15 protein-coding genes are annotated in these 25,459 nt (G+C 70.6%); 9 read left to right on the top strand and 6 right to left on the bottom strand.

What is annotated here, in order from left to right; translation table 11 throughout:
* The first annotated feature begins 4 nt into the window (after positions 1–4).
* Complete coding sequence (locus BpN12_RS09830; protein WP_246792307.1) at positions 5–718, top strand: substrate-binding domain-containing protein; 714 nt, start codon at positions 5–7, stop codon at positions 716–718.
* Between the two features lie 596 nt (positions 719–1,314).
* Positions 1,315–3,711: a PAS domain S-box protein gene (locus BpN12_RS09825; protein ID WP_246792306.1), complete on the top strand. Its 2,397-nt coding sequence runs from the start codon at positions 1,315–1,317 to the stop codon at positions 3,709–3,711.
* Between the two features lie 9 nt (positions 3,712–3,720).
* On the opposite strand, the gene BpN12_RS09820 is transcribed toward BpN12_RS09825, so the two are convergent.
* Positions 3,721–4,629, bottom strand: coding sequence for a LysR family transcriptional regulator (locus tag BpN12_RS09820; protein ID WP_246792305.1), 909 nt, complete (start codon positions 4,627–4,629; stop codon positions 3,721–3,723).
* Between the two features lie 142 nt (positions 4,630–4,771).
* On the opposite strand from BpN12_RS09820, the gene BpN12_RS09815 reads away from it, so the two are divergent.
* The 4 genes from BpN12_RS09815 to BpN12_RS09800 all read left to right on the top strand — a co-directional run bounded on the left by BpN12_RS09815 (position 4,772) and on the right by BpN12_RS09800 (position 9,917).
* Entirely contained in the window at positions 4,772–6,244 is a 1,473-nt protein-coding gene (locus tag BpN12_RS09815; protein WP_246792304.1) for an amidase, read from the top strand.
* 387 nt (positions 6,245–6,631) lie between these two features.
* Positions 6,632–8,887 carry a glycogen debranching protein GlgX gene (gene glgX, locus BpN12_RS09810; protein ID WP_246792302.1) on the top strand — a complete coding sequence of 752 codons (2,256 nt, stop codon included), beginning with the start codon at positions 6,632–6,634 and terminating at the stop codon, positions 8,885–8,887.
* A 390-nt stretch (positions 8,888–9,277) separates the two neighbouring features.
* Positions 9,278–9,511: a FitA-like ribbon-helix-helix domain-containing protein gene (locus BpN12_RS09805; RefSeq protein WP_246792300.1), complete on the top strand. Its 234-nt coding sequence runs from the start codon at positions 9,278–9,280 to the stop codon at positions 9,509–9,511.
* Positions 9,498–9,917, top strand: a complete 420-nt coding sequence (locus BpN12_RS09800) for a type II toxin-antitoxin system VapC family toxin (RefSeq protein ID WP_246792299.1) — start codon at positions 9,498–9,500, stop codon at positions 9,915–9,917. Before BpN12_RS09805 ends, BpN12_RS09800 begins: the two co-directional genes overlap by 14 nt.
* A 244-nt stretch (positions 9,918–10,161) precedes the next feature.
* Here the strand turns inward: BpN12_RS09800 and BpN12_RS09795 are convergent, their stop codons facing one another.
* The gene (locus BpN12_RS09795; protein WP_246794677.1) at positions 10,162–12,123 is read right to left on the bottom strand and encodes a glycoside hydrolase family 28 protein; all 1,962 of its coding nucleotides are present in this window, start codon (positions 12,121–12,123) and stop codon (positions 10,162–10,164) included.
* A 539-nt stretch (positions 12,124–12,662) separates the two neighbouring features.
* Between BpN12_RS09795 and BpN12_RS09790 the strand changes: the two genes are divergently transcribed.
* Positions 12,663–14,207 carry a methyl-accepting chemotaxis protein gene (locus BpN12_RS09790; RefSeq protein ID WP_246792297.1) on the top strand — a complete coding sequence of 515 codons (1,545 nt, stop codon included), beginning with the start codon at positions 12,663–12,665 and terminating at the stop codon, positions 14,205–14,207.
* Positions 14,208–14,261: 54 nt separating this feature from the next.
* On the opposite strand, the gene BpN12_RS09785 is transcribed toward BpN12_RS09790, so the two are convergent.
* The 4 genes from BpN12_RS09785 to BpN12_RS09770 all read right to left on the bottom strand — a co-directional run bounded on the left by BpN12_RS09785 (position 14,262) and on the right by BpN12_RS09770 (position 18,835).
* Positions 14,262–16,040 (bottom strand): sensor domain-containing diguanylate cyclase, encoded by a 1,779-nt coding sequence (locus BpN12_RS09785; RefSeq protein ID WP_246792295.1) that lies wholly within the window; start codon positions 16,038–16,040, stop codon positions 14,262–14,264.
* Between the two features lie 437 nt (positions 16,041–16,477).
* Positions 16,478–16,876 carry an FKBP-type peptidyl-prolyl cis-trans isomerase gene (locus BpN12_RS09780; protein WP_246792293.1) on the bottom strand — a complete coding sequence of 133 codons (399 nt, stop codon included), beginning with the start codon at positions 16,874–16,876 and terminating at the stop codon, positions 16,478–16,480.
* Positions 16,877–16,973: 97 nt separating this feature from the next.
* Positions 16,974–17,885 carry an alpha/beta fold hydrolase gene (locus BpN12_RS09775; protein WP_246792292.1) on the bottom strand — a complete coding sequence of 304 codons (912 nt, stop codon included), beginning with the start codon at positions 17,883–17,885 and terminating at the stop codon, positions 16,974–16,976.
* A 32-nt stretch (positions 17,886–17,917) separates the two neighbouring features.
* Complete coding sequence (locus BpN12_RS09770; protein ID WP_246792291.1) at positions 17,918–18,835, bottom strand: alpha/beta fold hydrolase; 918 nt, start codon at positions 18,833–18,835, stop codon at positions 17,918–17,920.
* Positions 18,836–18,921: 86 nt separating this feature from the next.
* Between BpN12_RS09770 and BpN12_RS09765 the strand changes: the two genes are divergently transcribed.
* On the top strand, positions 18,922–19,308 hold the full coding sequence (locus BpN12_RS09765; protein WP_042628460.1) for a MerR family transcriptional regulator: 387 nt from the start codon (positions 18,922–18,924) through the stop codon (positions 19,306–19,308).
* A 207-nt stretch (positions 19,309–19,515) separates the two neighbouring features.
* A complete protein-coding gene (gene uvrA, locus BpN12_RS09760; RefSeq protein WP_246792290.1) occupies positions 19,516–25,419 on the top strand; it encodes an excinuclease ABC subunit UvrA in 5,904 nt (1,967 codons plus the stop codon).
* The last annotated feature ends 40 nt before the right edge of the window (positions 25,420–25,459 follow it).

Below are 25,459 nucleotides of genomic sequence, written 5' to 3'. Positions count from 1 at the left end.
ACCGATGACCTCCCACGAAGGCGGCGCACCGCCGCTCACGCTGATCTCGTCGATGGCCACGCGGCAGATCCTGCAGCGGCTGGCGGACGAGCATGCCGCGCTCACCGGGCAGCGCGTCGCCGTCGAATCGGTGGGCGGCGTGGAAGCCGCGCGCCGCGTCGCGCAGGCCGAGTCGTTCGATCTCGTCGCGCTGGCCGGCGACGCGCTGGCGAGCCTCGCGCAAGCTGGGCACATCGACGCCGCGAGCCGGGTGGCGGTGGCCCGCTCGGGGATCGCGGTGGCGGTGCGCGAGGGCGCGCCGCGTCCCGCGATCGACACCGAGCCGGCCGTGCGGCAGGCCGTGGCCGACAGCCGCGCGATCGGCTATTCGACCGGGCCGAGCGGGCGCCATCTCGAAGCGCTGTTCGCGCGCTGGGGGCTCGCCGACGCGATCGCCGCGCGTCTCGTGCAGGCGCGCCCCGGCGTGCCGGTGGCGAGCCTGGTGGCGAGCGGGGAGGTCGAACTCGGCTTCCAGCAGGGCAGCGAACTGCTCGGCCAGCCCGGCATCGTCGTGCTCGGGCCGCTGCCCGACGCGGTGCAGGCCGTGACGGTGTTCGGCGCGGCGCTTTGCACGACGGCGGCGCCGGCGCGCGTGGACGCGGCCCGCCGGTTCCTGGCCTTCCTCGCCTCGCCGCGGGCCGAGGCCGCGAAGCGCGCGTTCGGCATGGAGCCGGCCTAAGGCGCGCGCGGCCGGCGCGGCGTGTGCCCGACCTGCCGGCCGTGTCGATCCGGACGAACCGGGCGCGCGGCCGGTCCTGATGCCGGCCGCGACCGGCCTCGATACCGGCCGCAATGCCGGCCTCAATGCCGCCGGCGGTTCGTGCGGCCCGGCGGCTCGTTCTCCTTCCCCCGTTTCATCCCCGCTTCCCCCGATGCGATGCCGTCGCCGATCCTCGCCGGATCGCCCGGCGCCGCGTTCCTCCCCCCGCATTCCCGGTGCATCGGGCCGGCGCGTTCGCCCTCGGAAAATGGCGCGCCCGCACCCGCTGGTCGGCGTCGCGTCCAAAAAATGACACAATGCGGGAAATTTTCGGTGCGCCGTCTCGGGTAACGACCCTCGACACGGCGGCCGTCCGCCCGCTGCGGGCGGCGGCATCCGGAAATCGCGAATGCGGAGGAAGGACGAACCGCGGCGCCCTCGACGCGAGGCGCCGCCCCGTCCCGGGGAGCGCAGCTTGCGCAACGAAATGGCAATGCGCCGGTAACGCCGTCGAGCGGGGCAGACGCCGGTCTGCCGCCGCCACCGTTGCCGACGTGTCTGGGGTTGTCGGAATCATGACGAATCGAATCGAAGACGGATCGGGTCTGGCCGCGCATTGGCCGGCCATCTGGATGGAGACTACCGAGGATTACTCGATCTGCGCGCTGGCGCCGGACGGCCGCATCCTGAGCTGGAATCGCGGCGGCCAGCTGATCCACGGCTATCGGCGCGAGGACATCGTCGGGCAGCACGTGAGCGTGCTGTATCGCGACGCGGAGCGCGTGGCCGGGGCGCCCGAGGCGGCGCTGGCCGCCGCCGCCGCCGACGGCCGGTACGCGAAGGAAGGCTGGCGGCTGCGCCGCGACGGCGAGCCGTTCTGGGCCAACATCGTGATCACGGCGCTGTCCGACGGCAACGGCGGCCTGCCCGGTTTCGTCGAGGTGGTGCGCGACATCACCGACAAGAAGGCCGACCACGACGCCGTGCTCGAGAGCGAACGGCGCTTTCGCCTGCTCGTGCAGGGCGTGGTGGACTACGCGATCTTCATGCTCTCGCCCGACGGCTACGTGGCGAACTGGAACGCCGGCGCCGAGCGCATCAAGGGCTATACCGACGAGCAGATCATCGGCTCGCATTTCTCGCGCTTCTACACCACCGAGGATGCCGCCGCCGGCGTGCCGATGCGCGGGCTCGAGACGGCCCGCCGCGAGGGCCGCTTCGAGGCCGAGGGCTGGCGCGTGCGGCGCGACGGCAGCCGCTTCTGGGCGCACGTCGTGATCGACGCGATCCGCCATGAGGGCGAGCTGATCGGTTTCGCCAAGGTCACGCGCGACATCACCGAGCGCCGCAACGCGGCCGAGCTGCTGGAGCAGACGCGCACCGCGCTGTTCCAGGCGCAGAAGATGGAGGCGATCGGCAAGCTGACGGGCGGCGTCGCGCACGATTTCAACAACGTGCTGCAGGTGATGCGCGGCAACCTCGAACTGCTGCTGAGCCGCCACGAACCGGACCCGTGGTCGCGCGAGCGGCTCGGCAAGGCGATCGGCGCGGTCGATCGCGGCGCGCGGCTGGCGTCCCACCTGCTCGCGTTCGGGCGCCGCCAGCCGCTGCAGCCCGTCGTCATCAGCCCGGCGCGGCTGCTGCGCAACATCGACGACCTGCTGCGCCAGGCGCTCGGCGAGCCGGTGGAGATCGAGACGGTGGTGGCGGGCGGCCTCTGGAACACCCAGGTCGATCCGCACCAGCTCGAGAACGTGGTGCTGAACCTTGCCATCAACGCGCGCGATGCGATGCCCGACGGCGGCAAGCTCACGCTCGAACTGGCCAACGCGATGCTCGACGACGGCTACGTGGCGAGCGTGCCCGACGTGCCGGCCGGCCAGTACGTGATGCTGGCCGTGACCGACACCGGCGCCGGCATGACACGCGAGGTGCTCGACCGCGCGTTCGAACCGTTCTTCACCACCAAGCCGGAGGGGCACGGCACCGGGCTCGGCCTCAGCATGGCCTATGGCTTCGTCAAGCAGAGCGGCGGCCACATCCGAATCTACAGCGAGCCGGGCCACGGCACCACCGTGAAGATCTACCTGCCGCGCTCCACCGAGGCGCTCGCCGACCCGCGCCCGACGCGCTTCGGCGCGCCGCGGCGCGGCAGCGAGACGATCCTGGTGGTGGAGGACGACCTGTCGGTGCAGTCCACGGTGATCGACATGCTGGCGGGGCTCGGCTACGCCGTGCTCAAGGCCAACGACGCGCAGCAGGCGCTGGCCGTGATCGGCAGCGGCGTCCACGTCGATCTGGTGTTCACCGACGTGGTGATGCCGGGGCCGGTGCGCAGCCCCGACATGGCGCGCCGCGCCATGCAGATGCTGCCCGCGCTCAAGGTGCTGTTCACCTCGGGCTACACCCAGAACGCGATCGTCCATGGCGGGCGGCTGGACCCCGGCGTGGAACTGCTCAGCAAGCCCTACAGCCGCGAGCAGCTCGCCTACAAGCTGCGGCTGATGCTCGGCCCGGGCGTGAGCGAGGACACGACCGAGGCGGCGGGGGAGGAGGCCGCGCGCGCGGATGCGGCCGGGCCGGGCCAGGAAGGCCAGGATCAAAGTCAAAACCAGCCGGCGGCCACGCGCGTGCTGGTGGTGGACGACGACGTCGATTCGCTGGAGGCGGTCGGCCTGCTGCTGACCATGTGCGGCCACGAGCCGGTGAAGGTGGCCGATCCGGGCGCGGCGCTGGAGGCGCTGCGCACGCAGCCGTTCGACGTGCTGCTGACCGACCTGACGCTGCCGCAGATGTACGGCATGGACCTGGCGCGCGAGGCCGTGCGGCTGTGCCCCGGCATCGGCGTGATCTTCGCCTCGGGCCACGCCGTCTCGAAGGACGAGGACCCCGGTTTCCCGTGGACGGCGCTGCGCAAGCCGTTCGACGCCGACCAGCTGTTCAGCGCGGTGCAGAAGGCCGCGCAGCGCTAGCCGCGCGGTTCAGCGCGCGGGCGCGAAACGCAGCTGCGCCTTCAGGTAGTTCAGGAATGCCTGCCGTTTCGGCGACGCCACGCGTTCGCGCGGAAACAGCGCGTTGAGATCCTGCGGCGGCCCGCTCCAGTCGGGCAGCACGCGGCGCAGGCGGCCCGCCTCGACCTCGGGCGCCATGCTCGCGTCCATCGCCAGCAGCATGCCCTGGCCCGCGCGCGCGGCGTCCAGCAGCAGCACGGGATCGCTCGCGACGATCACCGGCTCGATGGCATAGCGCACCGCCTTGCGGCCCGCCCGGCGCAGCGGCCAGTCGTAGCCGCGTTCGCTGCGCGCCTGATGCAGCGCGAGCGCCGGCAGCCGCCGCAGCGCGTCGGGATGCTCGGGCGCGCCGTGGTGTTCGAACCAGGCGGGACTCGCGTAGATCGAGGTCGGGAAGCTGCCGAGCCGCCGCGCCACGAGGCTCGAATCGGGCGGCACGCCCAGGCGCAGCGCCACGTCCACGTCCGCCTCGAACAGGTCGAGCGGCACGTGCGTGGCGAGGATCTCGAGCCGCATCTCGGGGTAGCGCGTGCGGAAGCCGGCGATCAGCGGCGCGATCCAGGTGGCGCCGAACGAGTAGGGCAGCGTCACGCGCAGCCAGCCCGCCGGCCTGCCGCGAATGCGCTGCACCGCGTGCTCGGCCTCGTCGAGCTGCGCGGCGATCGGGCCGCAGCGCTCGAAATAGGCGGTGCCGGCCTCGGTGAGGCGCAGCTTGCGCGTGGTCCGGTGCAGCAGCTGCGCGCCGAGGTGGGCCTCGAGTTCGCGCACGCGCCGGCTCACGGTGGTCTTCGGCATCTGCAGCGCCAGCGCCGCGGCCGTGAAGCTGCCGGCCTGCACCACGCGCACGAAGACGAGCGTGTCGTTGAGATCCCTGGCCATGAATGCGTGCCTCCGGTCGATGCCGGCGGGCGCCGTGCCGGCTCGCCGATTGTGCCATGGGTGGTGTAATCCTTGCCGCTTGGTGCGGCTAATCGGCGGCGCGCGCCGCGCTTATCGTCTCGCTGTTCCAACGGAGGCGAACATGAATCTCGACGAATACACGAGCCACGACGCGGTCGGGCTATCGAAGCGGGTGGCCGACGGCGACGTCACGGCGGCCGAACTGGCGGCACTCGCGGGCGCGGCGATCGAGGCCGTGAATCCCTCGCTCAACGCGGTCATCGAGCACTGGCCCGCGAGCGGGAGCGGCGGGCGCGGCGAACACGATGAGCCTGCCCACGGCGCCGGGCCGCTGGCCGGCGTGCCGTTCCTGATCAAGGATCTCGCGGTGGCGATGCGCGGCAGGCGGCTGGAACTCGGCAGCCGGCTCGCCGCCGGCATGGTGGCACCCGACGATTCGTGGCTGATGTCGCGCTTTCGCGCGGCGGGGCTGGTCACGATCGGCCGCACCACCACGCCCGAAATGGCGTTCAGCACCACCACCGAATCCGTGCTGCAGGGCGCCACGCGCAACCCGTGGCAGACGGCGCTGGGCGCGGGCGGTTCCAGCGGCGGCGCTGCGGCGGCGGTGGCGGCCGGCATCGTGCCGCTCGCGCATGCCACCGACGCGGCCGGCTCGATTCGCGTGCCGGCCGCCTGCAACGGCCTGTTCGGGCTCAAGCCCACGCGCGGACGCAGCTCGAACGGCCCGGCGCTCGACGAGGTGTTCGCGGGCTTCGGCGTGCAGCTGGGCGTGAGCCGCAGCGTGCGCGACAGCGCGGCCCTGCTCGACGCGATACAGGGCCACGCGCCGGGCGACCCTTACATGACCGCCGCGCCCGAGCGCAGCTTCCTGTCCGAGGTGGGCCGCGAGCCGGGCCGGCTGCGGATCGGCATGATGATCGACCCATGGAGCGGCGAGCGCACCGACCCCGCCATCGCGGCGCAGGTCGAGGCGAGCGCGGCGCTGCTCGAGGAGCTGGGCCATGCCGTGTTCGAGGTGCGTCCCGCGCTCGGCGTGTCGTGGGACGCGTTCGTGCAGATGAACGCGACGATCTGGTGCGCCACGCTGGTGGGCTGGATCGAGGGGCTGGCCGCCGCCACCGGCCGGCCGATCGACGCCACGACGCTGGAGCCGGCCACGCTGGCCTGCTTCCACTATGGCACCAGCGGCACGGCCGCCGCGTTTGCCGCCGCGCTGGCGCAGCGCAACACCGTGACGCGCGCCGTGGCCGGCTGGTTCGAGGCGTTCGACGTGCTGCTCACGCCGACGCTGCCGCGCATGCCGCCGCCGATCGGCGCCTACGGCGAGGGCGCCGAGGCGATGAGCGGGCTCGAATGGACCGGGCATGTGTTCCGGCAGGCGCCGTTCGCGCCGCCGTTCAACGTGGCCGGCGTTCCCGCCATGTCGGTGCCGCTCGCGAGCCATCCGCAGACGGGCCTGCCGGTCGGCATGCAGTTCGCGGCCGGATTCGCGCGCGAGGACGTGTTGTTGCGGCTGGCCGGGCAGCTCGAACGGGCGCGGCCGTGGGCGGGGCGGCGGCCGGCCGTGTGGGCGGGGCGGACCGCGGCGTGACGGCCGGCGGGCTGGCGGCGGGGAGCCTGGTGCGTTCGGTGTGAAGCGTCGAGCCGTTGTTTCTCGTCGTCAGGCGCCGGCAGCCGGTCTCGACGGTTAATCCGCGGCGGACCGCGAGACGGGACGTCGCCGGACATTCCGCCGTCCGGAAGCCTTGCCGGACGCTCAACCCCTGGCAGGGGCCGGCTCGGCGTCGGCTCGATCCAGGGCCCCGGCATTTTTCACGCCAGGTGTGTACGGAGGGAACCCAGCCGCGTCGCGTTCTTGTATTTCCTACAAGCAGACGTCGCTCCCGTCGAGGCACCGCGCCGCCCGGCGCGGCGCCCGCGCCGATCCGGCGCATGGCCCGGATTTTGCTCACATCCCTGACCTTCCAGGAGCCTCGAAATGTCCACCACGTCTACTTTCCCGCAGCCCGGCCTCCACGACCCGGGCGCGACGGTCGCCGATTCCGAACGCCGGTTCGGCCGCTTCATACAGGAAGGGCAGCCATTTCCGCTGGGCGCGACATGGACCGGGCAGGGCGTCAACTTCGCGCTGTTCTCCGCCCATGCGACCAAGGTCGAGCTCTGCCTGTTCGACGCGGACGGCAAGACCGAGCGGGAGCGCATCGAACTGCCCGAATACACGGACGAGGTGTTCCATGTGTTCGTGCCGGGCCTGGAGCCGGGCGCCGTGTACGGCTACCGCGTGCATGGCCCCTACGAGCCCGAACGCGGCCATCGCTTCAATCCGAACAAGCTGCTGCTCGACCCGTATGCGAAAGCCCACGTCGGCGAACTCGTCTGGGCGCCGGAAATCTTCGGCTACACGCTCGACTCGCCCGACGGCGACCTGTCGTTCGACGAGCGCGACAGCGCGCCGTTCGTGCCGAAATGCAAGGTGGTCGACTCGACGTTTTCCTGGACCCATCCGGACCGCAACGTCGTGGCGCCGGATCACGTGATCGTCTACGAAGCCCACGTGCGCGGCTTCACGAAAATGCATCCGGAGGTCCCCGAAGCGATCCGCGGCACCTTCGCCGGCTTCGCCCACGAACGCGTGATCGATTACATCCGCGGGCTCGGCGTCACCTCGGTCGAGCTGCTGCCGGTCCACACCTTCGTCAACGACAGCTACCTGCTCGACAAGGGATTGACGAACTACTGGGGCTACAACACGATCGGCTTCTTTGCCGCCGACCCGCGTTATTTCGCGGACAAGACGGCGTCCCTCGGCGAATTCAAGGCCATGGTGGACCGCTACCACCAGGCCGGGCTCGAGGTGATCCTCGACGTCGTGTACAACCACACGGCCGAGGGCAACGAGCTGGGCCCGACGCTGTCGTTCAAGGGCATCGACAACGCCTCGTACTACCGGCTGATGCCCGACCAGCCGCGCTACTACATCAACGATACCGGCACCGGGAACACCTTCAACCTGTCGTGCCCGCGCGTGCTGCAGATGGTTACCGACAGCCTGCGCTACTGGGTGGCGGAGATGAAGGTGGACGGCTTCCGGTTCGACCTCGCCACCATCCTCGGCCGCGAGCCGCACGGCTTCGACGAGGGCGGCGGCTTCCTCGATGCCTGCCGCCAGGATCCCCTGCTCGCCAGCGTGCGGCTCATCGCCGAGCCGTGGGACTGCGGGCCCGGCGGCTATCAGGTCGGCGGCTTCCCGCCGGGCTGGTCGGAATGGAACGACACGTTCCGCGACACGGTGCGCGCGTACTGGAAGGGCGACGACGCCATGGCGGCCGAACTGGCCACGCGGATCACCGCGTCGGGCGACAAGTTCAACCGTCGCGGGCGGCGCCCGTGGGCCAGCGTGAATTTCATCACGGCCCACGACGGCTTCACGCTGAACGACCTGGTGTCGTACAACGACAAGCACAACGACGCGAACGGCGAGGACAACCGCGACGGTCACTCGGACAACCGCTCCTGGAACATGGGCGTGGAAGGCCCGACCGACGATCCGGAGATCCGCGCGCAGCGTGAACGCCAGAAACGCAACCTGCTGGCGACGCTGCTGCTGTCGCAGGGCACGCCGATGATCCTCGGCGGCGACGAGTTCGGCCGCACCCAGCGCGGCAACAACAACGCCTATTGCCAGGACAACGAAATCAGCTGGATCGACTGGAGCGGGATCGACGAGGACGGCCTCGCGCTCGCCGAATTCGTGCGCAAGCTGACCACCCTGCGGCGGCGCCTGCCGGTGCTGCGGCGCGGACGATTCCTGACCGGCGAACACAACGAGGCGCTCGGCGTGACCGACGCGCGCTGGATCTCGCCGGCGGGCGAGGACCTCGTCCAGGCGCAATGGGACGATGCCTCGATGCGCTGCTTCGGGCTCGTCATCGACGGGCGCGCGCAGGCCAGCGGGATCGTCAGGGCGGCCTCGGACGCCACCCTGCTGCTGGTGTTCAACGCGCATTTCGACGTGGTGGACTTCACGCTGCCGGCGGTGCCGGACGGCGGGCACTGGACCTGCCTGCTCGATACCAACATGCCGGTGCGCCAGACGCTGCCCGAATTCCCGAGCGGCGACGTCTATCAGGTGACGGGCCGTTCGCTGCTGCTGTTCGCGCTCGAGGCGCCCAGCGCCGCCACGCAGCGCGTGTTCGACCGTCTCGAGACGGTATTGGTCGACAGCGCCGACTGAACGCGGCCGGCGCCGGCCCCGGCCCGGTCCGCGACGCGTTCACCGGTCGCGGACACTCGACGGCCGACTCGCCCGCCGGCCGGACCGCATCCGGCTGGCGGCGTGAGCGGATCGGCACGCAATTCGAGCGTTGACGGACCACAGCGTCGCGTATTCAAAAGCAGACTGGCTGCCTGCTTCATCACGCGACCCTCGACGATGACCTCCGGCACGGCCTCTCCCTCACGCGCCATTCACGGCAAGCACGGTATCGGCCTGATGTACCGGCCCGATTCGGAAGCGGCCCGCCGGCGTGCCAGAGGACGACACGCGCCGGCGATTCCCGTCACGCGGATCGGCGCGGACGCCGAGTGCTATCATTGATAGCATCTGACGAGCGTGGAGCAAACCATGGCAAATCTTTTGGTTAGAAACGTGGATGACGGCCTTGTCCAGCGTCTGCGCGAGCGCGCAGCAGCGCATGGGCGCAGCGCGGAAGCCGAGCATCGCGAGATCCTGGCAAAGGCACTATGCGCACCCCGGCGCAGGACTTTCGCCGAAGTGTTGACGGGCATCCCGAACGTCGGCACCGATGCCGATTTTGCGCGCGTGGATGATGGGGCGGCGGCGAATGTATTTGGTTGACACTAACGTCATCAGCGAAATCCGGAAGCGGGATCGAGCGGATACGGGCGTGATGGCATTCTTCCGCAAGGCGGTACAGGATGATATCGATCTGTACCTTTCGGTGGTGACGATTGGTGAACTGCGGCGAGGGGTCGAGATCATCCGCTACCGTGGCGACGAGGCGCAGGCGACGCGGCTCGAAAACTGGCTCGTCGGCGTAGTTCAGGAGTTTGGCCGGAACATCCTCGCCGTGGACGTGGAAGTCGGGCAATTGTGGGGGCACTTGCGCGTCCCTCATCCGGAACATGCGTTGGACAAGTTGATCGCTGCGACCGCGTTGATTCACGATCTGACCGTGGTGACGCGGAATGTCGATGATTTCACCGGCACCGGCGCACGCGTGTTGAACCCCTTCGAAGGGTAGTGCCGGGTTAATGTCGCGCTGATTCGCCGAGGCGGCCGGCACGAGCGAATGCATGCGATGGAACGGGCGGACCGGCAATTGCGCAAGTCCTTGTCAAGCCGCCGTACAGCCCGCCAGAACCGAATTCGATGATCTCCCTCATCCTCTCAAGTCGACCGAAGCACGTGATTCAGGCGTTCTTCCGGTGGTTCATCCGGCCGGACTGCGCCCGGATGAACCACGGCCATCCATTGAAGCATCACGCCTAACGCACGTCGGTGATCGTCGTGTTGTACAGCTGCCCCGCGATCGTGACGTTCTGCAGCGCGATGCCGTTGACGTTCCAGGCGTAGATCGGCCCGGGCGTGGTGGCGCTGGCCGGGCCGGCCGCGGTCGGCGTGCCGAAGTCGCAGTTCGAGATCGTCACGCCCGTGATGGCGGGAACCGCCGGCGTCGGCGCCGGGCCGTTGTAGTCGAACGCCACCGGGCCCTGCGCGACGATCGCCTGGAAGCACGAGCCGGTTGCCGCGCCGAGCGTGACGTTGCTGGCCGTCACGTTGGTGATGTTGACGTTCTGTACCAGCGCCGGCCGCGTGCGGATCGCGTCGCCGGCCGGCTGGTAGTCGCAGTCGAACGTGATCAGGCCGCCCTGCGAGGCCGACGGGTTGCCGGCCGTCGCGCTGGCCACGCCGAGCGGCACGGTGGCGTTGATCGGGCTGCCGGCGAGCAGCTTGCTGCCGTAGCCGGCGCCCGTCAGGCTCACGCCGTTCGGCAGCGTGACGCCGTTCACGTAGAAGTTGCGCACGAAGCCGCCGCGATTCATGTTGGTCTTGATGCGGATCGCGATGTTCAGCGAGTTGGTGGCCCAGAACTGGTTCAGCATCGTCAGGTTGCGCGCGTAGATGTTCTCCACGCCGCCGCCCATCTCGCTGCCGAGCGTGATGCCGCCGTGGCCGCTGTTCATCGTGCAGTTCTGCACCACGTGGTTCTGCGCCGCGCCATATTCGGTATCGAGGTCCTTGCCCGACTTGATGGCGATGCAGTCGTCGCCGGTGTTGAACACCATGCCGTCGCAGAGCACGTTGTTGCAGGCGTCGGGATCGAAGCCGTCGTTGTTCGGGCCGATGCTGTCGACCATCACGCCGCGGATCACGACGTTGGTGCAGTCGGTGGGGTGGTGCTGCCAGAACGGCGTGTTCTGCGTGTGGTAGTCCTCCATCAGCACGTTGGTGCAGCCGATGAATTCCACCATGCAGGGCCGCAGGAAGTGGCCGAGCCCGAAGATCCGCTGCGCCACCGGCACGCCCGCCTCCGACAGCGCGGGCAGGTAGTTCTGGTCCTGCTGCCACGGCGTGACGGGGTTGGTCAGCAGCGTGTAGAGCGCGTCGGAGATGCCGGGCGCGACGGTCTTCAGGTCGACGTTGTTCGGGTTCGTGTAGGCCTGCGAGGGCGTGCTCGAACTCGCGCAGCCGTAGGCGCCGGTGGTGCCCTTGTAGGTCCACCAGCAGGTGGCCGTGTTGCCCGAGCCGGCGAACGGCGTCATCGCCTGGCCGTTGAGCGTCGAGGTCGGGCCTTCGCCGGTCAGCGCGATGTTGCTGGCGTTGCGCGCGTACACGGGCGCGCCGAAGTTCAGGCAGTCGTTGGCCTGCCAGCGGCTGTAGTAGAGGTTGCCGTTCGCGCCGCAGTTGACCGGGCCGTCCTTGGCGTAGTCGGCCGGGTTCGGGCTGAAGAAGATCGTGCAGTTGGCGCTCAGGTGGAAGTTGACGTTGCTCTGCAGCACGATCGGCCCGGCGCAATACCAGGTGCCGGCCGGCACCACCACGCGCCCGCCGCCCGCCGCCGCGCAGGCGGCGATCGCGGCGAGGAAGGCCGGCCGCGAGTCGAACGCGCCGGCGCCCTGCGTGGCGCCGGCGCCGGGGCTCACCGGCGACTTGGTGGCGTCGGTATAGGGGCTCGTCTGCGCGATCACCGGGCACGGCTGCGCGCCATACGCCTCCACCGCGTAGTCGACGGCGCGGAACGCCGACTGCGTGATGCCGTTCAGCGACGCGATGATGTTGGTCGCGGCGCCGTTCGCCCCCCAGATCGGATCGACCGGCGTGGCGGGCGTGGTCGGCGTGGTGGCGCCGGTCGTCGCGGCCGGCGCGTCGTCGCCGCCGCCGCAGCCGCCAAGCAGCGCGCTGCCCATCAGCGCACCGCTGAAGCCGATGAAATTCCGCCTGCTCATCCTGAGCGTTTCCTGCTGCGCCGGATCGCTCGCCTTCGTCTCGAGTTCGCGTTTGCTCACTGCTGTCTCCGTCCTGTCTTGTGATCTTTGTCGATGGAATGTGCGGCTGGACAATGTACTTATGTCATACGATGACACGACGATAATACGCTGGCGTCGATTGGCGCGTCGTCCGTGTCTTCCCTAGGGAAACGCGGCGCACCGGCGGGCATTTTTCGCTTGTTTTCTCGCTTTGCCGGAGGATTCGAATCCTTCTTCCAGCCAGGGCAGGGTATTCGACAATACGAAAAAAGCGGGTCGATTGGCCACAAAGAAGTATGATGTCCGATATCAAAAACGACATCGGTCTGCGGATTTCACCGTTGCCGGCAAGGGCCGGACGCAGTGGTCGGACGACGGTCGCGGCAGCGGCGGACAGCAGACAACGCCGGGTCGGCTCGCGGGCCGGCGGGTCGGGAAGCAACGCGCGGCGGGCCGGCCTGGGAGGGGCAGGCCCGCCGCGCGCGGGGAGCAATCGTGGCGTTCAGGAAATTCACAACATGAGAAATATCAGCATACGAATGGGGTTGTTGTTCGTCCTCGCGATCTTCGGCGTGATGATCGTGCTCGGCGGCGCGATGGGGATCGCGTCGCTGCATGCGGCGAACGGCTCGACGAGCCGCGTCCATGCGATCTCGGCGCGCGTGATCCGGCTCAACGACGCCTACAAGGACATGACGCGCGCGCGCAGCGCGCTGGTGCGTGCCTACAGCACCGCTCGCGAGCAGGCCTCGGTCGATACCGGCGCGATCGGCAGCGCGCAGGGCAGCCTCGACAAGTCGGCGGCGGAACTGCAGGCGTTCGCCGACGCGCCGGCCATCGAAGGGCAGGACGAGGCGCTGCGGCAGGACATCGTGCGGCTCGCGCGAACCCATGCGGAGGTGGTGCAGCGCGGTCTCGATGCGCTGCGCAACAACGATCCCGCGCGTTACGCGGCGATCAACACCACCGACATCACGGCCTCGGGCGCGGCTTATTCGGCCGCGCTCGAACGCTTCCAGCAGCAGGCCGGCCAGCTCGCGCAGGCCGAGGCCGATCTCGGCGCGGCGCGCTACGCGATGGTGGTCCGGCTGGTCGGGTTCGGCGTGGTGGCGGCGCTCGGCCTGGTGGTGGGCATGCACTTCGCGCTGCGCGGGCTGGTGGTGCGGCCGCTGAACGAGGTGGTGCGGCTGCTCGACCGGGTGGCCGACGGCGACCTCGGCATCGCGATCCCGCGCGCCGGCGACAACGAGGTGGGCCGGCTGTTCGGCGCCATCGAGCGGATGAAGGGCGGCCTCACGCGCACCGTGCGGCAGGTGCTGAGCAGCTCCGATTCGGTGAACGTGGGCGCGCGGCAGATCGCGGCCGGCAACCTCGACCTGTCGTCGCGCACCGAGCAGCAGTCGGCCGCGCTCGAGCAGACGGCCGCGAGCATGCAGGAGCTGAGCGCCACCGTCACGCGCAACGCCGAGAACGCCCGCACCGCGAGTTCGCTGGCCGGCGAGGCGGCGCAGCTGGCGACGCGCGGCGGCGAGATGGTGCGCGGCGTGGTATCGACCATGAACGACATCGACGGCAGCGCCGCGCGGATGGCCGAGATGATCGGCACGATCGACGGCATCGCGTTCCAGACCAACATCCTCGCGCTGAACGCGGCGGTGGAGGCGGCGCGCGCCGGCGAGCAGGGCCGCGGCTTCGCGGTGGTGGCCAGCGAGGTGCGCACGCTCGCGCAGCGCAGCGCGGGCGCCGCGCGCGAGATCCGCACGCTGATCGACGATTCGCTCGGCAAGGTGCGCGCCGGCAACACGCAGGTCGCCCAGGCCGGTGCCGCGATCGACGAGACGGTGCGGGCCGTGCAGCGCGTGGCGGGCATCGTGCAGGAGATCTCGACGGAGTCGGGCGAGCAGGCGAGCGGCATCGTGCAGATCGGCCAGGCCGTCGCGCAGATGGAGCAGGTGACGCAGCAGAACGCGGCGCTGGTCGAGGAGGCCGCGGCGGCGGCCGGCTCGCTCGAAACGCAGGCGCGCCAGCTGGAGGTCGCGGCGGCGTCGTTCCGGCTGGCCTGATCGACCTGATCGATCGATGCGAGGGCGCGCGCAACGTAGCGGGCGCCGCCCGCCTCACTCGCCGTACAGTTCGACGCGGTTGCGCCCGCGCGCCTTGGCGAGATAGAGCGCCTTGTCGCAGCGCGTGAGCACTTGATCGACGCCGGGGTCGGTCGACATCATCCGGTCGATGCCGATGCTGACCGTCAGCACCACCCGCCGATCGTCGACGGCGAGCGGCGACGCGCTCACGCGCCGCTGCAGCCGCATCCCGAACGCGATCGCGGCGTCGATGCCGAGGCCCGGCAGTACCACGGCGAATTCCTCGCCGCCGATGCGTCCGACGATATCGCTGCTGCGCGCCTCCTGCCTCAGCAGCTGCGCGAAGTGGCGCAGCGCGCGATCGCCGAGCGCATGGCCCCAGCGGTCGTTGAGCGCCTTGAAGTGATCGAGGTCGAGCATCAGCACGGCGGCCACGCCGTTGCCGGCGCGCCGCAGCCGCGCGAATTCCGCCTCGCTCTGCGCGAGGAAGTCGCGCCGGTTCGCGAGTCCGGTCAGATGGTCGATGGTGGCGAGCTCGTGCAGCTCGGCCTCGATCCGCTTGCGCTCGGTCGCGTCGGTGATGAAGCCGTGCCAGAGCGTGCCGCCCTCGGGCAGCCGCTGCGGGCGCGCCTCGCCCTGCCGCCAGCGCAGGCCCTGGCGCGGCAGCCACACGCGGTATTCGAGGCGCCACGGCGTGAGGTTCGCGGCCGACTCGCGCAGCGAGCGCCGGTAGGCCGCCAGATCGCGCGGATCGATGCGCGCGTCGACCGCGTCCGCGCTGCTTGCCACGTCCCGCGCCTCGAGTTCGTAGATCTGCCCGATGCCGCGGCTCGCGTAGCTGAAGAAGCGCTGGCCGTCGGCCGTCTCGCGATACTGGAACACGAGCCCGTCCACCTCGTCGGTCAGGTTCGTGATCAGGTCGATGGTCTGCTGATGGCGCGTGGCCGCCTCGCGCAGCGCGGTGATGTCGGTGGTCGCGCCGACCATCCGCAGCGCGCGGCCCGCGATGTCGCGGCTCACCACCTTGCCGCGGCTGCAGATCCACTTGTAGCTGCCGTCCTTGCAGCGAATCCGGTGCTCCACCTCGTAGCGGTCCGAGCCGCCCTCGAAATGCATGCGCATCTCGGCCTGCACGTAGGCGCGATCGTCGGGGTGGACGCGGTCCACCGCGTCCTCGATGCGGTTGCCGAGTTCGTGCGGCTCGTAGCCGAGCATCGCCTTCCATTCCGGCGAGTAATGGATCTCGCCTTCGGCGACGTTGCGGTCCCAGATGCCGGTGCCGCTGCCTTTCAGCGCCAGCGCGACCAGATCGTGCGCGATCGGCGCCCCGGCCCCGGCGCTGCTGGCCAGCGCGCGTTCCAGCGCCGGGCCGGCCACCGCGGCCAGATGCACGAGGAACGCGTATTGGGCGGCGTCGAGCGTGCACGGCGCCAGATCGAGCAGCAGCAGCGCGCCGAGGTGGCCGCCGTCGCGGCTGCGCAATGCGCAGGCGGCATAGCAGCCGGGAGCTTCGGTGGTGGTGGCAACGGTGGGTAGCGGCGGCCAGGCTTCGCCCTCAGGAGGCAGCACGGCCGGCGCGTCGCCGCAAGGTGCACGGCCGGCGTCATGCGTGAACGGATCGGCCGGTATCGGCATCGGCCACGCGCCGACGCAGGCCAGCGGATGCGGACCGCCGGCGGTCGGGACCACGATCAGCGCCGCGGCGCTACCGAAATGCGCGCGGGCCAGATGCAGCAGCGCGATGCATTCGGCATCCGCCTGCGGGCTGCCGGCTGGAGCGACCAGGGTCCCGCCGGTGTCGGTTGTCAGCATACGAAAGGAGATGGGAAGCGACCGCGGCGCGGGGGCGGCAAGGGCCGCTCGCGCGCCGCGGCGGACGAGCAATGATAAATCGGTTTGGTAACGATATGGAAATGCCGAATCCGGACGGCCCGGCCGCGCCGGCATGATCGCAGGCGATAGCGCAAAGCGCGGACGTGCAATTCTCCGGCGATTGCGTGAGCGCTGCTCGTGGAGGGATGACGAGGGCGGATCGATGGCCCGCTGTCTGGCGAAATCGGGAGACGGCTTTTCGGAATCCTATCGATTGCGGGCCGAGTCTATTTTCTTATTCCGGAGCCGGCCGGCCGTCATCACGGGATGCGCGATGCATGGGGACGCGCTTGATCCGGGCGGGATCGGCCGACCGATCCATGCCGCGTCTCGACCGCATGCCGGCGGAAGGCCGCCGGCATGCGTCGACGGCGGCGTTACTGCCCGATACCGACCAGCTCGACCTCGAAGATCAGGTCGCTGTTCGGCGGGATCGTGCCGACGGCGCGGCTGCCGTAAGCGGTCGCGGCCGGGCAGGTCAGCTTCGCCTTGCCGCCCACCTTCATCTTCTGCACGCCCTGCGTCCAGCACGGGATCACCTGGCCGAGCGGGAACGTGGCCGGGCCGCCGTGCTGGGCCGAGCTGTCGAACTCGGTGCCGTTCGTGAGCGTGCCGCGATAGTTCACGCGCACCACGTCGCTGGCGGTCGGTTGCGGGCCGGTGCCGGCCTTCAGCTGTTCGACGATCACGCCCGACGGCAGCTTCTCGATCGGGTTGGCGGCGAACGCGGTGGAAGCGAAGGCGGAAGCGGCGAGTAAAGCGATCACTGATTTCATGCGATGTCCTCGTTGGATGGCGCAGCGATTATAGCCGCAGCGCCAGCCGGCTTCGTGTCGGCGCGCGGGACCATGCGCATGGTTCGTGACGAGCGGCTCACGACACTCCGGGCAGGAACGCGCCAAGCTGGGCCAGCACCTCGTTCGGCGCATCCTCGGGCAGCAGGTGGCCGCCGGGCAGGGCCGCGCCCGTCACGCGGTCGGCCCAACGCGACCAGATCTCGACCGGCGAGGTCACGGCCGCCTTTCGCTCCGCCGCGCTCCACAGCACATGTACCGGGCAGGCCAGCCGGCGCCCCGCCGCGAGATCGTGCGCGTCGTGCTCGCGATCCTCCGCGGCGGCGGCGCGATAGTCCTCGCAGATCGCGTGGCGCACGACCGGATCGCGAAACGCCCGGCGATAGGCGTCGAGCGCGGCCGGCTCGACGCGTTCGAGGCCGCCCGCCATCCGCGCCAGCGCGGCGTCGAGGAAGCCGTCGGGGTCGGCCGCCAGCAGCCGCTCCGGCAGGCCGTCCGGCTGCGCGAGGAAGAACCAGTGCCACGCGTGCAGCGCGAACGCGGGATCGACGGCCGCGAACGCGTCGAGCGTCGGGATCACGGCGAGCGACGCGAATGCGCTCACGCGCGCGCGATGATCGAGCGCGAGCCGGTAGCCGGCGCGCGCGCCGCGATCGTGGCCGACCACGGCGAAGCGCTCGTGGCCGAGCCCGCTCATCAGCGCGACGAGCGCCTCGGCCACGCGCCGCTTGGTCCAGCGCGGCGCGTCATGCTGGGTCCGGCTCGCGCCGTAGCCGGGCAGGTCCGGCACGATCACGCGGTGCGAGCGCGCCAGCGCCGGCGCGATCCGGCGCCACGCGAAGTGGGTCTGCGGATAACCGTGCAGCAGCAGCACGGGCGCGCCGGCGCCGCCGATCCGGCCACGGAATGCGACGCCGCCGGCTTCCACCTCGAGCGCGGCGAAGCCGGGGAACGCATCCCGCGGGGCGGCCGGCGCGGTGTCGTGGGGCATGGTGCTCTCCTTTGCTCGAGGCGGATGATGCCTCATTGCCCGGCGGCCGGGGCGGTCGCCGTCTTCACGAACGCGGCCAGGTCGCGGTTGAAGCGCGCCGGTTCCTCGAGAAACGGCGCGTGGCCCGATTCGGCATACACCTTGCTGTCGATGTGCGGGTTCAGCTCGCGGGCGCGCGCCAGCGTGGCCGGCGTGTTGACCAGCGCGTCGCGGCCGCCGTAGAGGAACAGCAGCGGCACGTGTGCCCGGCCCAGCCCCTCGGCCGCGAACGCGGTCATGGTCGGGATCTCGCGCTGCATGTCCCACGACGCCAGCGCGGCGTTGGCGAGCAGCCGCTCGAACGCGTCGGCGGCGGGGCGGTGCTGGAAGCAGAGCGCGAGGAACGTGCGTTCGCCGTCCAGATGCGTGCTCAGGTCCGGCGAATTCATGTCGCGATAGACGTCCGGATGCGCGACCAGCAGTTGCGACGTCAGTTCCACCACGCCGTCCACGTAGACGGCGCCGGCGATCTCGGCGTCGCCGTGCGCGGCGAGGTAGTTCGAGATCACCACGCCGCCGAGCGACCAGCCCACCACCACCGGTTTGTGCGCGTGCGAGCCGGCGATCACGGCCGCCAGGTCGTCGCCCCAGCGGCGCCCGTCGTGATACGGCTCGGCGCCGGACGGCTTGTCGGACAGGCCGTGGCCGCGCAGGTCGTAGGTGATGATCCGGTACGGGCGCAGCGCCGGGCTTTGCCGCTGCGCGTCCCAGTCCAGGCGGCTGCCGAGCAGGCCGTGGACGAGGATGATCGGCGCGCCGTCCGGGTTGCCGCTTTCCTGCACGGCGAGCTTCACGCCGTCGGTCGAAGTGACGGTGTAGCTGGTGGGAGCGGGCGCGGCGCTTGCGGCGGCATGCAGCGAGATGGCGGCCACGCCGGCAATCAACAGACGGGAGAGCATGCGGGACAACATGGGCATTCCTTGGGAATCGAGGGAACAGCCAGTCTGAACCCTCACACCGATGTGAGAGTCAAGCGAATCGTGCTAGCCTGCGCGGCATGAACACGATGCCTTCCCCCGAGCTGCTGACGATCGGCGAACTCGCGCGCCGCACCGGCGCGAGCGTGCGCTCGATCCGGCATTACGACGGGCACGGCCTGCTCGCCTCGGTGCGCGCCGACAACGGCTATCGCATGTTTCCCGGCAAGGCCGTCACGCAGGTCGGGCAGATCCAGCGCATGATCGCGACCGGCTTCACGATCGAGGACATTCGCGGCTTTCCCGACTGCATGCTGCTGCTCGAGGGCGCGCGCTCGTGCGAGCAGACGAGCGAGGTGCAGCGCCGGCGCCTCGCGGCCATCGAGCGCCAGATCGCCGACCTCGAACGGCGCCGGGCGCGCCTGATCAAGACGCTGTCGGAAGGCGCGGTGCCGCCCGTCGATTGAGGGTGCCGGGCCGCCGCCGCCCCGGCCGGCGCCGTTTCCACGCGGGCGCGCAGCCCCGCCAGCAAGCTGTATGAATATACAGTATAGTAGCCGTCGAATCTCGCGTCGTTCCCGCCTAGGCCAGCCGCGCCCGCCCCGCGCCCGTGGCTCTTTCGTGGCCGCGCGGCCTCGTGAACACCGGTCAACCCATTCATACGGACAGGCCAATTGTCATCCAGCCATCTGATCCGCATTCGCGGAGCACGCCAGCACAATCTTAAAAACGTCGATCTCGACCTGCGTCCGGGCGAGATGACCGTCGTGACCGGTCCGTCCGGGTCCGGCAAGTCGAGCCTGGTGTTCGACACGCTCTATGCCGAGGGCCAGCGGCGCTATGTCGAGACCTTCAGCGCCTACGCGCGGCAGTTCCTCGACCGCATGGACCGGCCGCAGGTGGACCGCGTGGACGGCGTGCCGCCCGCGATCGCGATCGACCAGACCAATCCGGTGCGCAGTTCGCGCTCGACGGTCGGCACCATGACCGAGCTGAACGATCACCTGAAGCTGCTGTACGCGCGCGCCGCCGAGCTGTTCGACCGCAAGACCGCGCAGCCGGTGCGGCACGACACGCCGGAGACGATCTACGCGGAGCTGGCCGCGCGCACGGAAGCAGACGACCCGCGGCTGGTGGTGACGTTCCCGGTCGAGCTGCCCGAGAGCGTGACGCCCGAGGAAGTCGAGCAGTGGCTGTCGGCGAGCGGCTACACGCGCGTGCAGGCGCAGCGCGAGGTGGCGGCGGCCGACGGCACGCGCAAGGTGCTCGACGTGGTGGCCGACCGCTTCCGCCTGCACCGCACCGACAAGGTGCGCGTGGTCGAGGCGATCGAAGCGTCGCTCAAGCGCGGCGGCGGGCGCGTGGACGTGTACGTGCTGCCGGCGGCGCCCGACGCGGCGGACGCGGCGGCCGGGGCGGACGCGCCGGCGAGCGCCGAGCCCGCGATCTGGCGTTTCTCCACCGGCCTGCATTGCCCCGACAGCGACCTGCGCTACGCGGAGCCGCAAGCCGCGCTGTTCTCGTTCAACTCGGCCTACGGCGCCTGCGAGACCTGCCGCGGCTTCGGCCGCGTGATCGGCGTCGATCTCGGGCTGGTGATCCCCGACGAGCGCAAGACGCTGCGCGGCGGCGCGATCAAGCCGATGCAGACGCCCGCCTGGAAGGAATGCCAGGACGACCTGATGCGCTACGCCGAGCGCGCCGGGATCCGGCGCGGCACGCCGTGGTCGGAGATGACCGAGGCCGAGTGCGACTGGGTCATCAACGGGTCGCCCGACTGGGACGGCGAGTGGCAGCGCCAGTGGTACGGCGTGAAGCGCTTCTTCGCCTACCTCGAATCGAAGGCGTACAAGATGCACATCCGCGTGCTGCTGTCGAAGTACCGCAGCTACACGCCGTGCGAGGTCTGCGGCGGCGCGCGCCTGAAGACCGAATCGCTGCTGTGGCGGCTCGGCAGCCGGGCCAACGCCGACGCCGTGCTCGCGCCGGCCGCGCGGTTCCTGCCGCGCGGCGTCGACTGGAACCGCGCGCAGCTCGAGGCACTGCCGGGCCTGACCGTCCACGACCTGATGCTGCTGCCGATCGAGCGCATCCGCCGCTTCTTCGACGAGATCACGCTGCCGAGCGCGCTGCTCGACGACGCGCTGAAGCTGCTGCTCGCCGAGGTGCGCACGCGCCTGAAGTATCTGTGCGACGTGGGCCTCGGCTACCTGACGCTCGACCGCCAGAGCCGCACGCTGTCGGGCGGCGAGGTGCAGCGCATCAACCTGACCACGGCGCTCGGCACCTCGCTGACCAAGACGCTGTTCGTGCTCGACGAGCCCAGCATCGGGCTGCATCCGCGCGACCTGAACCGCATCGTCGAGGCGATGCAGCGCCTGCGCGACGCCGGCAACACGCTGGTGGTGGTCGAGCACGATCCGTCCGTGATGCTCGCGGCCGACCGGCTGATCGACATGGGGCCGGGGCCGGGCGAGCGCGGCGGCGCAATCGTCTACGACGGCACGCCGGCCGAGATCCGCGCGGCCGATACGCTGACGGGCGAATACCTGGGTGGCCGCAAACAGGTTGCGCACGCATCGAACTGGGCGCGCCGCCCGGTGGACGCGGCGACGCCGCGCATCGTGCTGGAAGGCGCGAGCGAGCACAACCTGCGCGACGTCACGGTGGAGATCCCGCTGCAGCGGCTGGTGTGCCTGACCGGCGTGTCCGGCTCCGGCAAGTCGACGCTGCTGCAGGAGGTGCTGTATCCGGCCATGGCGCGCCAGCTCGGCAAGGCCACCGAGTCGCCGGGCGCGTTCCGGCGCCTGACCGGCGCCGAGCAGGTCAGCGACGTGGTGTTCGTCGACCAGTCGCCGATCGGCAAGACCACGCGCTCGAACCCGGCCAGCTACGTGGGCGCGTTCGACGAGATCCGCAAGCTGTTCGCGAAGGCGCCGCTCGCGCTGCAGCGCGGCTACGGCGCCGGCATGTTCAGCTTCAACACCGGCGAGGGCCGCTGCCCCACCTGCGGCGGCTCCGGCTTCGAGCACATCGAGATGCAGTTCCTGAGCGACGTCTACCTGCGCTGCCCGGACTGCGACGGCCGGCGCTATCGCGACGAGATCCTGGAAGTGCGGATCGAGCGCGCGGGCCGCGCGCTGAGCGTGGCCGACGTGCTCGACCTGACCGTCAGCGAGGCCGCGTCGTTCTTCGCCGCCGACGAGGAGGTGCTGCGCGTGCTGCAGCCGATCGCCGACGTCGGGCTCGAATACGTGAAGCTGGGCCAGCCGGTGCCGACGCTGTCGGGCGGCGAGGCGCAGCGCCTGAAGCTGGCCGGGTTCCTGGCCGAATCGGCGGCGGCGTTCCGCAGCGGCGGGCGCAACGCCGCCGCGAAGGCGGCCCGCAACGCGCGCCTGTTCATGTTCGACGAGCCCACCACCGGGCTGCACTTCGACGACATCGCCAAGCTGATGCAGGCGTTCGGCAAGCTGCTCGCGAGCGGCCATTCGCTGGTCGTGATCGAGCACAACCTCGACGTGATCCGCGCCGCCGACTGGCTGATCGACCTCGGCCCCGAGGGCGGCGACGGCGGCGGCCTGGTGCTGTGCGCCGGCACGCCCGAGGACGTGAAGGGCTGCGCCGGCTCGCATACGGGCGAGGCGCTGCTGCAGTACGACCGCGCGATGGACCTGCAGGCGGCCGAGGACACCGCCGACTACGGCGTGCCGCTGCAGGCCAGGCTCAGCGCGATGCGCGCGCGGCGCGAGGTGGAGGGCGAGGACGTGGTGCGCATCGTCAACGCACGCGAGCACAACCTGAAGGCGCTCGACGTCGACATCCCGCACGGCCGCTTCAACGTGATCACCGGCGTGTCGGGTTCCGGCAAGTCCACGCTCGCGTTCGACATCCTGTTCCATGAAGGCCAGCGCCGCTACCTCGAATCGCTGAACGCCTACGCGCGCTCGATCGTGCAGCCGGCCGGGCGCCCCGAGGTGGACGCCGTGTACGGCATCCCGCCCACGGTGGCGATCGAGCAGCGCCTGTCGCGCGGCGGACGCAAGAGCACGGTGGCGACCACCTCCGAGGTCTGGCACTTCCTGCGGCTGCTGTACGTGAAGCTCGGCCTGCAGCACTGCATCCACGACGGCACGCCGGTCACCTCGCAGTCGGTCGAATCGATCGCCGCGCAGCTGCTGCGCGACCATCGCGGCCAGCACGTCGGGCTGCTCGCGCCGCTGGTCGTCAACCGCAAGGGCGTCTACACCGATCTCGCGAAATGGGCCAAGGCGCGCGGCAGCACGCATCTGCGCGTGGACGGTGCGTTCGTGCCGGTGGACCCGTGGCCGAAGCTCGACCGCTTCCGCGAGCACACCATCGAGCTGCCGGTGGCCGACCTCGTGGTGTCGCCCGACAACGAGGCCGAGCTGCGGCAGCGCCTGGACGAAACACTGGAGATCGGCAAGGGCGTGATGCATCTGCTCGCGCCGCTCGACGGCCTGCAGCGCGCGCTCGCCGAGGGCCTGCCCACCGGCGCGATCGGCACGGTCAAGGTGCTGTCGGTCAAGCGCGCCTGCCCGGTGTGCGGCACCAGCTATCCCGAGCTGGACCCGCGCATGTTCTCGTACAACAGCAAGCACGGCTGGTGTACCACCTGCGTGGGCACCGGCCTCGCGCTCACGCGCGAACAGCGCGCGGCCTACGACGACACCGTGCTCGGCGCCGACGATCGCGGCCGCGAGCAGACGCTGCCGTCCGACGAGCAGGAACCGGAGGGCGTGGGCAGCGAGCCGTGTCCGGACTGCCACGGCACGCGCCTGAACCCGTCGGCGCGCGCCGTGACGTTCGACGCGCATCCGATCGTCGAGGTCGCGCAGTGGACCGTGTCGGACACGCGCCGCTGGATCGACGGCCTGCAGCTCGACGGGCGCGACGCGCAGATCGCGCGCGACATCGTCAGCGAGATCGGCAGCCGGCTCGCGTTCCTCGAGGAGGTCGGGCTCGGCTACCTGAGCCTCGACCGTGCCGCGCCGAGCCTGTCGGGCGGCGAGGCGCAGCGGATTCGCCTGGCCGCGCAGCTCGGCAGCAACCTGCAGGGCGTCTGCTACGTGCTCGACGAGCCGACCATCGGCCTGCATCCGCGCGACAACCGGATCCTGCTCGACGCGCTGCGCAAGCTCGGCGACAAGGGCAACACGCTGGTGGTGGTCGAGCACGACGAGGACACCATCCGCCGCGCCGATCACGTGATCGACATCGGGCCCGGCGCCGGCAAGCGCGGCGGCACGCTGGTGGCGCAGGGCGGCGTGGCCGAGCTGGCCGCCCAGCCGGCGTCGCTGACCGGCCGCTTCCTCGCGCAGCCGATCACGCACCCGCTGCAGCCGCGGCGCCCCGTGAACCCGCCCGACGCGAAGCGCGGCGAGCCCACGCCGGAACACTGGCTGACCGTGCATGGCGGCCGGCTGCACAACCTGCGCGACGTCACGGTCGGGATTCCGCTCGCGCGGCTGGTGGCGGTGACGGGCGTGAGCGGCTCGGGCAAGTCGACGCTCGCGCGCGACGTGCTGATGGCCAACCTGCTCGACGCGGTGGGTCGCTCGGTGCTGTCGTCGCCGGCCACGCGCCGCGCGCGCAAGTCCGCCGAGCAGAGCGCGCCGGCCGCCAACCGCCGCGCCAGCGTGCTGGCGCGCAGCGCGCCGCGGCCCGCGCTCGACGTCACGCACGCGTGGCAGGGCTGCGAGTCGATCAGCGGCTGGGAGTCGATCGACCGCGTGCTCGAAGTGGACCAGACGCCGATCGGCAAGACGCCGCGCTCGTGCCCGGCCACCTACATCGGCGTGTGGGACACCATCCGCAAGCTGTTCGCCGACACGCTGGAAGCGCGCGCGCGCGGCTATACCGCCTCGCGCTTCTCGTTCAATACCGGCGACGGGCGCTGCCCGGCCTGCGAAGGGCAGGGCGTGCGCACCATCGGCATGAGCTTCCTGCCCGACGTGAAGGTGCCGTGCGACGTCTGCCACGGCCAGCGCTTCGATCCCGAGACGCTCGCCGTGACCTGGCGCGGCCGCAACATCGGCGAGGTGCTGACGATGGAGATCGACGAGGCCGTGGCGTTCTTCTCGGCGCTGTCGAACATCGCGCATCCGCTGCAGCTGATGAAGGACGTCGGGCTCGGCTACCTGACGCTCGGCCAGCCCTCGCCGACGCTGTCGGGCGGCGAGGCGCAGCGCATCAAGCTCGTGACCGAGCTGAGCAAGGTGCGCGACGACATCACGCGGCGCGGCCAGAAGGCGCCGCACACGCTCTACGTGCTCGACGAGCCGACCGTCGGGCTGCACATGGCCGACGTCGCGAAGCTGATCCGCGTGCTGCACCGGCTGGTGGACGGCGGCCACAGCGTGGTGGTGATCGAGCACGACCTCGACGTGATCGCCGAGGCCGACTGGATCATCGACCTGGGTCCGGAAGGCGGCGTGGGCGGCGGCACGATCGTGGCGGCGGCGCCGCCGGAGGCGCTGGTGCGCGTGCGCGCGAGCCATACCGGGCAGGCGCTCGCGCCGGTGCTGGCGCGCGGCGGCGCGGAGGTGGATGCGGGTTGAGGCTGGTGGCCTTGATTCGGCGCGCATGACGTCGGCTTCC

Origin of the sequence: Burkholderia perseverans (assembly GCF_022870505.1) — a bacterium.
GTDB lineage: Bacteria > Pseudomonadota > Gammaproteobacteria > Burkholderiales > Burkholderiaceae > Burkholderia > Burkholderia plantarii.
Note: the sequence above shows the minus strand (reverse complement) of the source record. Positions and strands in the feature narration are given on the sequence as shown.

Bases quoted from the DNA above. Each gene is read 5' to 3' on its own strand.
- BpN12_RS09830 (WP_246792307.1), top strand. From the start codon at position 5: ATGACCTCCCACGAAGGCGGCGCACCGCCGCTCACGCTGATCTCGTCG.
- BpN12_RS09825 (WP_246792306.1), top strand. From the start codon at position 1,315: ATGACGAATCGAATCGAAGACGGATCGGGTCTGGCCGCGCATTGGCCG.
- BpN12_RS09820 (WP_246792305.1), bottom strand. From the start codon at position 4,629: ATGGCCAGGGATCTCAACGACACGCTCGTCTTCGTGCGCGTGGTGCAG.
- BpN12_RS09815 (WP_246792304.1), top strand. From the start codon at position 4,772: ATGAATCTCGACGAATACACGAGCCACGACGCGGTCGGGCTATCGAAG.
- glgX (WP_246792302.1), top strand. From the start codon at position 6,632: ATGTCCACCACGTCTACTTTCCCGCAGCCCGGCCTCCACGACCCGGGC.
- BpN12_RS09805 (WP_246792300.1), top strand. From the start codon at position 9,278: ATGGCAAATCTTTTGGTTAGAAACGTGGATGACGGCCTTGTCCAGCGT.
- BpN12_RS09800 (WP_246792299.1), top strand. From the start codon at position 9,498: ATGTATTTGGTTGACACTAACGTCATCAGCGAAATCCGGAAGCGGGAT.
- BpN12_RS09795 (WP_246794677.1), bottom strand. From the start codon at position 12,123: ATGAGCAGGCGGAATTTCATCGGCTTCAGCGGTGCGCTGATGGGCAGC.
- BpN12_RS09790 (WP_246792297.1), top strand. From the start codon at position 12,663: ATGAGAAATATCAGCATACGAATGGGGTTGTTGTTCGTCCTCGCGATC.
- BpN12_RS09785 (WP_246792295.1), bottom strand. From the start codon at position 16,040: ATGCTGACAACCGACACCGGCGGGACCCTGGTCGCTCCAGCCGGCAGC.
- BpN12_RS09780 (WP_246792293.1), bottom strand. From the start codon at position 16,876: ATGAAATCAGTGATCGCTTTACTCGCCGCTTCCGCCTTCGCTTCCACC.
- BpN12_RS09775 (WP_246792292.1), bottom strand. From the start codon at position 17,885: ATGCCCCACGACACCGCGCCGGCCGCCCCGCGGGATGCGTTCCCCGGC.
- BpN12_RS09770 (WP_246792291.1), bottom strand. From the start codon at position 18,835: ATGTTGTCCCGCATGCTCTCCCGTCTGTTGATTGCCGGCGTGGCCGCC.
- BpN12_RS09765 (WP_042628460.1), top strand. From the start codon at position 18,922: ATGAACACGATGCCTTCCCCCGAGCTGCTGACGATCGGCGAACTCGCG.